Here is a 9,535-nt window from a genome sequence, read left to right on the forward strand (position 1 = left end):
GGGCTCACGCGTAGTGGCAGATGTAGTGGTAGGCCTCGGTCACGCGGATGTCGAACTTCGAATTCGCGGGAATGTGAAACGACTCGCCGGCCTGGGAGCTGAGCCACTGGTCGGTGCCGTCGAGGCGGTATTCGCAGGCTCCGCCCACGCATTCCATGATTTCGGCGGCGGCCGTGCCGAAGGTCAGCGTGGCGGGCAGGACCACGCCCACCGATTTCTTGGTGCCGTCGGCGAGGGTGAAGCTATGGCTCACGCACTTGCCGTCGAAGTAGACGTTGGCTTTGGTGGTGAGGGTAACGCCGGCGAAGTTTTCGGTGGTCATGGAAGAACGCGGTCCGTGTAAGTGGGCAAAGCGCTGATTTTAGGCCAGCCAGCGTCCCCCGCGCTGCGTGCAGGGGCGTCGCCATGCAAAGCGCCCCGGGAACGTTGGTTCCAGGGGCGCTGGTGAAGAGGGGTCAAGGCCGCAGGGATGGGCCGCTCAGCGGCGCCAGTCGTGGCGGTGGCGCGGGCGTTCGTAGTAGCGCGGGCCGTCCCAGCGGTTGCGCGGCTTGAGCACATAGTGCGCGCCCGCGGCAATCGTCGCGCCCAGCAGTATGGGTGCCACATAGTCGGCGGCGCTGTAGCCCGTATCCGGGGGCGCGGTATAGACCGTCTGCGGTGTGGCGTAGGTAACCGGCGGGTAGGCCTGGCCCTGGTAGGCGTCCTGCGTGCCGTAATAGCCGGGCGCGTAGCCGGGGTTGTACCCCTGCGGCTGGGCCGGTTGCACGCTCAGCGCGATCCAGTCGCCCGGAGGGGTGGCGGTGCGCGTCGTGTACTGGCGGCCCGCGTACTCGTAGACCACGTCGTAGCCCGCGGTCTGGTTGCGGTAGTAATTCTGCGTGGTGCAGCGGCGCACGGTCTGGTATTCAGTGCCGCCATTGCCTTCGAGCTGGTTGCCCAGCATCGCGCCGCCGACCAGGCCTGCGCCCGTCGCGGCCGCGCGGCCAGAGCCGCCACCGATCGCATTGCCCGCAAGACCGCCGACCACGGCGCCGATCACCGCGCCCGCGCCCGAACTGCGCTGGCGCACCGCAACGCTTTCGTCCTGGCAGACCTGCTGGGGCACGCTCACCTGCTGCTGCACGGCAGTCACGGACAGCACACGGCCTTGTTCCTGGGCCATGGCTGCGCCTGTCGACAGCGCGGCTGCGGCCCCGATCCAGATCAAATTCTTCATGGCTCAAGCTCCTTTGCTGACCGTGGCAGTCATGCCCCGGCAATACCCCAAATTCTAGGCCTGGTCCGTGAAGCGCGCACTCCTGGGGGGTAAACGCCGGTAAGTGTTTGTATGTGGATCAGGGCTTTTCGGCGAGCCGCGCTTCCCAGGCATCGGCCTGGAAGCCCACGCTGATGCTGCCATCGGGCCATTCCACCACCGGGCGCTTGATCAGGCTGGGCTGGGCCTGCACCAGCGCGCTGGCGCTGGCCGCGTCCTGCACGCCGGCCTGGGCCGCGGCGTCGAGCTTGCGCCAGGTCGTGCCCTGGCGGTTGACGACTTTCTCCCAGCCCACGGCTTCGATCCAGCGCGCGAGCGGCGCGGACGGAACGCCGAGCTTCTTGAAATCATGGAACTGGTGCTCCTGGCCGTGGCTGGTGAGCCACTGGCGGGCTTTCTTGACGGTGTCGCAGTTGGGAATGCCGTAAACGATCATGAAGGGGATACTCCGGGTAAAGCCAATCGAGCTGCCGCTGCTGGGCGACAATGCGCGCAGTATGCACACCACATTCCCCAATCTGGAAGCCTGGCTCTCTTATTGCGAGCGCCTTCACCCCCAAAACATCGCCATGGGCCTGGAGCGCGTGCGCGAAGTGGCCCAGCGCCTGGCGCTGCGTTTCGACTGCCCGGTGATCACCGTGGCTGGCACGAATGGCAAGGGATCGACCTGCGCCATGCTCGAGGCCGTGGCCTTGCAGTCCGGCTACAAGCCCGGCGTCTATACGTCGCCGCACCTGGTGCATTTCGAGGAGCGCTGCCGCATAGGCGGTGAAATCGCCAGCGCCGAGCAGCTGATGGGCAGCTTCGAGGCGGTCGAGGCCGCGCGTGTGCAGGGCGGCAATGAAATCCAGCTGACCTATTTCGAGTTCACCACGCTGGGCATCATGCATCTGCTGAGCCAATCGGGTCTCGACGTGGCGATTCTCGAAGTCGGCCTGGGCGGGCGCCTGGATGCGACCAACATCATCGACACCGACTGCGCGATCATCACCAGCATCGACATCGACCATACCGAGCTGCTGGGCAAGGACCGCGAGACCATTGGCCGCGAAAAGGCCGGCATCATGCGTCCGGGCCGTCCGGTGATCGTCAGCGATCCGGTCGCGCCGCAAAGCGTGATCGACCATGCCAACGAGATCGGCGCCCAGCTGTGGCAGTTCGGCCAGGATTTCAACTTCTCCGGCGACAAGCAGCAATGGGGCTGGGCCGGGCGCGGCCGCCGCTATGCGGGCCTGGCCTATCCCGCGCTGCGCGGCGCGAACCAACTGGTCAACGCCGCGGGTGCGCTGGCCGCGTTCGAGGCCTTGCGCGACCGCCTGCCGGTCACGGCCCAGGCCGTGCGCACGGGCATGGCCATGGTCGAGTTGCCGGGGCGTTTCCAGATCGTTCCCGGCCAGCCCACGCTGGTGCTCGATGTCGCGCACAACCCGCATTCGGTCGCGGCGCTGACGGCCAACCTCGATGCGATGGGCTTTTTCCCCACGACCCATGCGGTTTTTGGCGCGATGGCCGACAAGGACCTCGCGCCGATGTTCGCCAAGGTCGGCCCGCTGATCGATCGCTGGTACTTCTGCGACCTGCCCACAGCGCGTGCCGACACGGCCGTGGGCCTGCAGCAGAAATGGAATGCGGTGCAGATGGTGGCCGGTGGACGGCGTGAAGTGACCACCAGCCTGCATGCGACTCCCGAGTTGGCCTTGCAGGCGGCCGTCGCCGCGGCGGACCCCGCTGATAGAATCGTGGTCTTTGGCTCGTTTTATACGGTGGGTGGTGTGCTGCTTCATGGCACGCCGCGTTTGCAAGCCAAGCATCTGGGCGAATAAGCCTGAACGAGTCTGCACTTCATGGCATTTTTCAAGTTCTCTTGGTTTGGCAAAAAAGAAGCGGCGGACAAATCCGTCACGCGTTCCCGCGCTGCCCAGGTGGAAAGCGTCGACGTCATGCGCAGTCGTGCGCGCCACCGGCTGATAGGCGCGGCCGTGCTGGTGCTCGTCGGCGTGGTGGGTTTCCCGCTGCTGTTCGACACCCAGCCGCGGCCGATTCCGGTCGATATTCCGATTGAAATTCCCGACCGTGGCCATGTCGCGCCGCTGATGGTGCCGGGCGAAACCTCGGCGCCGGCTCCGGCCGCGGCGGTTGGTCCTTCCACGTCCGTGGCCGCGCATGCGTCGCTCGACAAGGGCGAAGAGGTCTTCGAGCCGTCGAAGCCCGTGGCCGCGCCGCGTGCGGCTGCCGTGCCCGTACCCATGCCGCCCGTGCCCCCCTTGATGTCGCCGCCCGCGGCCGCACCTGTCAAGGTGGAGCCGCCCAAGCCTGCGCCCGCGAAACCCGAGCCAAAGGTCGAAGCCCCGGTCAAACCGAAACCCGAACCCAAGCCTGAACCCAAGCCCGAGCCAAAGCCTGTGCCAAAGCCCGAGCCCAAGGTCGAACAAAAGCCCAAGGTCGATGAAGCGGCGCGCGCACGCGCACTGCTCGAAGGCCGGGCACCGGCACAGGCCGAGGCCAGCAGCGAGCGAGTCGTGGTCCAGGTCGGCGCGTTTGGCGATGCAGACAAGGCGCGTGAAGTGCGTGCCAAGCTCGAAGGCGCAGGCCTCAAGGCGTTCACGCAGTCAGTGTCGACCAAGGACGGCCAGCGCACCCGGGTGCGTGTGGGCCCCTACAACAGCCGGGCCGAAGCCGAGAAGGCGGCGGCGCGGGTCAAGAGCCTGGGTCTGCCGGCGTCGGTGATCAAGCCTTGATGCGCGGCATTGCTTCTTGACCATGGGCGCTGTCGACTGGATTTTTCTGGCCGTGGTGCTGGGGTCGTTGCTGCTGGGCGCCTGGCGCGGGCTGGTGTATGAACTCCTGTCGCTCGTAGGGTGGCTCGTGGCCTTCGTGGCGGCGCGCTACGGGGCGGAGACAATGGGCGGCTGGTTGCCGATGGGCAGCAGCGATGTATCGCTGCGTTATGCCGCTGGTTTTGTGGTGACGTTTATTGCTGTGGCGTTTGTCTGGGGCCTGGTCTCCAGTCTCGTCAAGCGACTGATTGATGGCGTGGGTCTGCGGCCCGTGGACCGCACGCTGGGCGCGGTATTTGGTCTGCTGCGTGGCGGTCTGCTGCTGGTCGTTGTGACCTTGGTGGTGATTTACACGCCTTTGCAGCAGTCGGAGTGGTGGCAGCAATCGCTGATTGCGCCGCAACTCGGTGGCCTGCTGCTGGACTGGATGCCGGCGCTGCCGCAGGAATTGGGAAGGTATTTGCCTTCAAGATGAGGGCAGGGCGGCCCTACCCGGGCGGCCTTGCAAGAATGGCGGGACTTTTCCCGCGGATGGATGGAACGCAACTATGTGTGGAATCGTCGGTGTAGTCAGCACTGCACCCGTGAATCAGCTGATCTATGACGCGCTACTGCTTTTGCAGCACCGCGGACAGGATGCGGCAGGCATCGTGACCCAACAGGAACGCAAGTTCTACATGCACAAGGCCAAGGGCATGGTGCGCGATGTTTTCCGTACGCGCAACATGCGCGCGCTGCCGGGCAACATCGGCCTGGGCCAGGTGCGCTACCCCACGGCCGGCAACGCGGCCAGCGAAGAAGAGGCCCAGCCCTTCTACGTCAACGCGCCTTTCGGCATCGTCATGGTGCACAACGGCAACCTGACCAACGCCAAGCAACTGCGTGCCGAGCTGGCCGACACCGACCACCGCCACACCAATACGGACAGCGACTCGGAAGTGCTGCTGAACGTGCTGGCGCATGAACTCGCGCGTGCCACCAGCGGCGCGCCGCTCAAGAGCGTCGACGTGTTCAAGGCCGTGCGCGCGGTGCACAAGCGTGTGCGCGGTTCGTACGCGGTGATCGCGCTGATCGCCGGCTACGGCCTGCTGGCTTTCCGTGACCCGTACGGCATTCGTCCGCTGTGCATCGGTCGCGGTGCCGACGGCAGCATCATGCTGGGCAGCGAATCGGTCGCCCTCGAAGGCAACCTGTACACGCTGGAGCGCGATGTCGCTCCGGGCGAAGCCGTCTATATCGGCCTCGACGGCAGCGTGCAGGCCGAACAGTGCGCTGAAAAGAGCTCGCTGCACCCCTGCATCTTCGAATACGTCTACCTGGCGCGCCCCGATTCCGTCATGGACGGCATCTCGGTCTACCAGGCGCGTCTGAACCTGGGCGAATCGCTGGCCAAGCGCGTGATCTCCACGGTGCCGCCGAACGAGATCGACGTGATCATCCCGATTCCCGAATCGAGCCGTCCGAGCGCCATGCAGCTGGCCCAGCTGCTGGGTCTGCCATACCGCGAAGGCTTCGTGAAGAACCGCTACGTCGGTCGCACCTTCATCATGCCCGGTCAGGGCGCGCGCAAGAAATCGGTGCGCCAGAAGCTCAATGCCATCGGCAGCGAGTTCAAGGGCCGCAACGTGCTGTTGGTCGATGACTCCATCGTGCGCGGCACCACCTCCAAGGAAATCGTGCAGATGGCACGCGACGCCGGCGCCAACAAGGTGTACCTGGCGAGCGCCGCGCCTCCGGTGCGCTTCCCCAACGTCTACGGCATCGACATGCCCACCAAGAGCGAGCTGGTCGCGCACGACCGCACGGTCGAGGAAATCCGCCAGGTGATCGGTTGCGACGCACTGATCTATCAGGACGTCGACGGCATGAAGAAAGCCATTGGGGCGCTGAATGCCAACGTCAACGGCTTTGAAGCCTCGTGCTTCGACGGCGTGTACGTGACCGGCGACATTTCCGACCTCGACATTGCAGCGCTCAACGCGGGCCGCACCGGCGGCGCCGAAGAAGGCGATGTCGATACCTCGCGCCTGTCGCTGCCCAACGCCCAGGACGCCTGAGCCGTTACAGTAAGAGCCGCTAACACAACCCTTGCTGCGTCGTTGCGTCGCCTTGTCGTGCTAGTTGCACTGCCTGCGGCACCGCGCCTAGCCGGCCGCGCCTAGCAGCAACCGCAAATCTTCGATTTGCTGGGTCGTGTTAGCGGCTCTAAGAACGATTGCAATGTGGCGGGGCGCACCAGCGTGCGCCGGCGCCGGCGGTCGATGAAAAAGAGCTAAAAACGCGAAAAGGCCTGGCCTCAAGCGGGTTTGGCTCGTTTTTCTTTGTGCTGCCGGCCCCGGCTCCCTGAAGCCTCCGCTGGACCAACAGGAATACCACCGTGACCGAACGAACCCTTCCCGCCGGCCTGCACCCCGATACCCTCGCGGTGCGCGAATCCATCGAACGCAGCCAATGGGGCGAGCACAGCGAAGCGCTGTACCTCACCAGCAGCTTCGTGCAGCCCGATGCCGCCACGGCCGCGCGCCGCTTCGCCAACGAGGAGCCGGGCTATACCTATAGCCGCACATCGAACCCCACCGTGACCAGCTTCGAGCGCCGTCTGGCGGCCATGGAAGGCACCGAAGCCGCGGTCGCGACATCGACCGGCATGGCCGCCATCCTGCTGGTCGCGATGACCATGCTCCAGGCCGGCGACCACATCATCTGCTCGCAGTCGATGTTCGGCTCGACCATCAAGCTGCTGGGCGGCGAGATGGCGCGCTTTGGCGTGACCACCAGCTTTGTGTCGCAGACCGATGTCGCCGCCTGGAAGGCCGCGATCCGTCCTAAAACCAAACTGCTGTTTGCCGAAACCCCGACCAACCCGCTGGGCGACCTGTGCGATATCGCGGCGCTGGCCGAACTCGCGCACGCGCATGGCGCCTTGCTCGCGGTCGACAACAGCTTCGCTTCGCCCGTGCTGCAGCGGCCCGCGGAATTCGGTGCCGACCTGATCGTGCATTCGGGCACCAAGCTGCTCGACGGCCAGGGCCGTGTCATGTCGGGCGCGGTCTGCGGCCCCAAGGCGCTGATCGAAGGCAAGATGGGCCCCTTCATGCGCACCGCCGGGCTCAACCTCGCGCCGTTCAACGCCTGGGTCGTGCTCAAGGGCATGGAAACCCTGTCGCTGCGCGTCAAGGCCATGAGCGCGGCCGCGCTCGAAATGGCGCATTGGCTTGAAGCCCATCCCAAGGTCGCGCGCGTGCATTACCCCGGCCTGCCCACCCATCCCCAGCATGAACTTGCCATGCGCCAGCAATCGGGCATGGGCGGCGGCGTGCTCGCGTTCGACGTGGTCGGCGACACGCCCGAGGCGCTGCGCGCCAACGCGTTCGCGGTCATCGACAGCACGCGCGTGTGCAGCATCACCGCCAACCTGGGCGACGTGAAGACCACCATCACGCACCCGGCCAGCACCTCGCACGGCCGGCTTTCCGAAGACCAGCGCCAGGTCGCCGGCATCGGTCAAGGCCTGATCCGTCTGTCGGTCGGCCTCGAACATCTTGAAGACATCAAGGCAGATCTCTGCCGTGGACTGGACACCCTGTCATGAGCACCAAAGTACGTACCCGTTTCGCCCCTTCGCCCACGGGCTTCATCCATCTGGGCAACATCCGCTCGGCCCTCTATCCCTGGGCTTTCGCGCGCGCCAACGGTGGCGATTTCATCCTGCGCATCGAAGACACCGATGTCGAGCGTTCGACCCAGGCGTCGGTCGACGTGATCCTCGAAGGCATGGAGTGGCTGCAGCTCACGCCCGATGAAGGCCCGTTCTATCAGATGCAGCGCATCGAGCGCTACAGGGAGGTGCTGGTGCGCCTGCAGGAGAAGGGCCTGGTCTATCCCTGCTACATGAGCATGCAGGAGCTGGACGCGCTGCGCGAAAAGCAGATGGCCAACAAGGAAAAGCCGCGCTACGACGGCACCTGGCGCCCCGAGCCCGGCAAGCAGCTGCCGCCCGTGCCCGAAGGCGTGCAGCCCGTGCTGCGCTTCAAGACGCCCCACGGCGGCGTCGTGGCCTGGGAAGACAAGTGCAAGGGCCGCATCGAATTCCAGAACAGCGAACTCGACGACCTGGTGATCGCGCGCCCCGACGGCACGCCCACCTATAACTTCTGCGTCTGTGTCGATGACATGGACATGGCGATCACGCATGTGATCCGTGGCGACGACCACATCAACAACACGCCACGCCAGATCCATATCTTCGAAGCGCTGGGTGCCGAAGTGCCGGTGTTCGCCCATCTGCCCACGGTGCTCAACGAGCAGGGCGAGAAGATGAGCAAGCGCAATGGCGCCAAGGCCGTGACGCAATACCGTGACGAAGGCTATCTGGCCGACGCCATGGTCAACTATCTGGCGCGTCTGGGCTGGAGCCATGGCGACGACGAGATCTTCAGCCGCGCCCAGTTCCTCGAATGGTTCAACCTCGACCACCTGGGCCGCAGCGCGGGCCAGTTCGACGAAGCCAAGCTGCGCTGGGTCAACGCCCAGCACCTCAAGGCGCTGGACGACCAGGCGCTGGCCGCATTGGTGAAGCCTTTCCTCGAGAAGCGCGGCATTGCCGCCGCCGAACTCGATGCCGAAGATCGCCTGGTGCGCATCTGTGGTCTGTTCAAGGACCGCTGCGACACGCTGGTGGCGCTGGCCGATTGGGCCCAGGTGTTCTATAGAGATGTGACGCCGGATGCAGAAGAGCGCGCCAAGCATGTGACCGAAGCCGTGCAGCCCGCGATCGCCGCATTGGCTGGCGCACTGGCTACCTGTGAGTGGACGCGTGAAGCCATCTCTGCGACCTTCAAGGAAGTGCTCAAGGCCCAGGGTCTGAAGATGCCCCAGTTGGCCATGCCGGTGCGGGTCCTCACCGTGGGTACGGCGCACACGCCATCGGTCGATGCAGTGCTTGAATTGCTTGGTCGTGAAAAAATTGCTGCGAGATTGCAAAACGCTTAAAAACCTGTCTATAATTCGAGTCTTCAACGACACACAGCAAGAAATTGATTGTGTTGTCAAGGTGGAAATTTTGGGGGTATAGCTCAGCTGGGAGAGCGCTTGCATGGCATGCAAGAGGTCATCGGTTCGATCCCGTTTACCTCCACCAAAATTGATGTGCTCTGAAAAGAGCAGCGTTGAAGAACGAAAGTTCCAAGGTTTTGACCCTATCGTCTAGAGGCCTAGGACATCACCCTTTCACGGTGAGTACCGGGGTTCGAATCCCCGTAGGGTCGCCAAGTTTGAAGCACTTGGGTTTGGTGAAAATATTTACCAAATCACAAAGCTTTCTGCCAGGAGTGGTAGTTCAGTTGGTTAGAATACCGGCCTGTCACGCCGGGGGTCGCGGGTTCGAGTCCCGTCCACTCCGCCACAGTTTAGGGTTCATGCCTAATAGCACGAATCCATTGGGGGTATAGCTCAGCTGGGAGAGCGCTTGCATGGCATGCAAGAGGTCATCGGTTCGATCCCG

Annotated in this window: 9 protein-coding genes and 3 tRNA genes; 9 read left to right on the forward strand and 3 right to left on the reverse strand. The window is 64.5% G+C overall.

Going from position 1 to position 9,535, the window contains the following annotated elements:
• Positions 1-4 precede the first annotated feature (4 nt).
• From ppnP to KHY18_RS21475, 3 genes are all read right to left on the reverse strand, one after another.
• On the reverse strand, positions 5-322 hold the full coding sequence (gene ppnP, locus KHY18_RS21465) for a pyrimidine/purine nucleoside phosphorylase (RefSeq protein WP_213304684.1): 318 nt from the start codon (positions 320-322) through the stop codon (positions 5-7).
• Between the two features lie 156 nt (positions 323-478).
• A complete protein-coding gene (locus KHY18_RS21470) occupies positions 479-1,216 on the reverse strand; it encodes a glycine zipper 2TM domain-containing protein (RefSeq protein ID WP_213304686.1) in 738 nt (245 codons plus the stop codon).
• A 118-nt stretch (positions 1,217-1,334) separates the two neighbouring features.
• Positions 1,335-1,691, reverse strand: coding sequence for an ArsC family reductase (locus KHY18_RS21475; protein WP_213304689.1), 357 nt, complete (start codon positions 1,689-1,691; stop codon positions 1,335-1,337).
• Positions 1,692-1,752: 61 nt separating this feature from the next.
• Between KHY18_RS21475 and folC the strand changes: the two genes are divergently transcribed.
• From folC to KHY18_RS21520, 9 genes are all read left to right on the forward strand, one after another.
• A complete protein-coding gene (gene folC, locus KHY18_RS21480; RefSeq protein ID WP_213304692.1) occupies positions 1,753-3,078 on the forward strand; it encodes a bifunctional tetrahydrofolate synthase/dihydrofolate synthase in 1,326 nt (441 codons plus the stop codon).
• A 21-nt stretch (positions 3,079-3,099) separates the two neighbouring features.
• Positions 3,100-3,993, forward strand: coding sequence for an SPOR domain-containing protein (locus tag KHY18_RS21485; RefSeq protein ID WP_213304696.1), 894 nt, complete (start codon positions 3,100-3,102; stop codon positions 3,991-3,993).
• Positions 3,994-4,015: 22 nt separating this feature from the next.
• A complete protein-coding gene (locus tag KHY18_RS21490; protein ID WP_213304699.1) occupies positions 4,016-4,507 on the forward strand; it encodes a CvpA family protein in 492 nt (163 codons plus the stop codon).
• A 73-nt stretch (positions 4,508-4,580) separates the two neighbouring features.
• Positions 4,581-6,089: an amidophosphoribosyltransferase gene (gene purF / locus KHY18_RS21495; RefSeq protein ID WP_213304701.1), complete on the forward strand. Its 1,509-nt coding sequence runs from the start codon at positions 4,581-4,583 to the stop codon at positions 6,087-6,089.
• Between the two features lie 320 nt (positions 6,090-6,409).
• Positions 6,410-7,624, forward strand: coding sequence for an O-succinylhomoserine sulfhydrylase (locus KHY18_RS21500; RefSeq protein WP_213304703.1), 1,215 nt, complete (start codon positions 6,410-6,412; stop codon positions 7,622-7,624).
• Positions 7,621-9,024 (forward strand): glutamate--tRNA ligase, encoded by a 1,404-nt coding sequence (gene gltX / locus KHY18_RS21505; protein WP_213304705.1) that lies wholly within the window; start codon positions 7,621-7,623, stop codon positions 9,022-9,024. The genes KHY18_RS21500 and gltX overlap by 4 nt, the downstream gene beginning before the upstream one ends.
• Positions 9,025-9,096: 72 nt before the next feature.
• A tRNA-Ala gene (locus tag KHY18_RS21510) sits at positions 9,097-9,172 on the forward strand.
• A 54-nt stretch (positions 9,173-9,226) separates the two neighbouring features.
• Positions 9,227-9,302, forward strand: a tRNA-Glu gene (locus tag KHY18_RS21515).
• A 57-nt stretch (positions 9,303-9,359) separates the two neighbouring features.
• Positions 9,360-9,436, forward strand: a tRNA-Asp gene (locus tag KHY18_RS21520).
• Positions 9,437-9,535: the final 99 nt, after the last annotated feature.

The sequence above is a fragment of the Acidovorax sp. CCYZU-2555 genome (assembly GCF_018413525.1).
GTDB lineage: Bacteria > Pseudomonadota > Gammaproteobacteria > Burkholderiales > Burkholderiaceae_C > Comamonas.

What these genes read in the sequence shown, in the direction of transcription:
- purF (WP_213304701.1), top strand. Translation starts at nt 4,581, where the DNA reads ATGTGTGGAATCGTCGGTGTAGTCAGCACTGCACCCGTGAATCAGCTG.
- KHY18_RS21470 (WP_213304686.1), bottom strand. Translation starts at nt 1,216, where the DNA reads ATGAAGAATTTGATCTGGATCGGGGCCGCAGCCGCGCTGTCGACAGGC.
- folC (WP_213304692.1), top strand. Translation starts at nt 1,753, where the DNA reads ATGCACACCACATTCCCCAATCTGGAAGCCTGGCTCTCTTATTGCGAG.
- ppnP (WP_213304684.1), bottom strand. Translation starts at nt 322, where the DNA reads ATGACCACCGAAAACTTCGCCGGCGTTACCCTCACCACCAAAGCCAAC.
- gltX (WP_213304705.1), top strand. Translation starts at nt 7,621, where the DNA reads ATGAGCACCAAAGTACGTACCCGTTTCGCCCCTTCGCCCACGGGCTTC.
- KHY18_RS21490 (WP_213304699.1), top strand. Translation starts at nt 4,016, where the DNA reads ATGGGCGCTGTCGACTGGATTTTTCTGGCCGTGGTGCTGGGGTCGTTG.
- KHY18_RS21475 (WP_213304689.1), bottom strand. Translation starts at nt 1,691, where the DNA reads ATGATCGTTTACGGCATTCCCAACTGCGACACCGTCAAGAAAGCCCGC.
- KHY18_RS21485 (WP_213304696.1), top strand. Translation starts at nt 3,100, where the DNA reads ATGGCATTTTTCAAGTTCTCTTGGTTTGGCAAAAAAGAAGCGGCGGAC.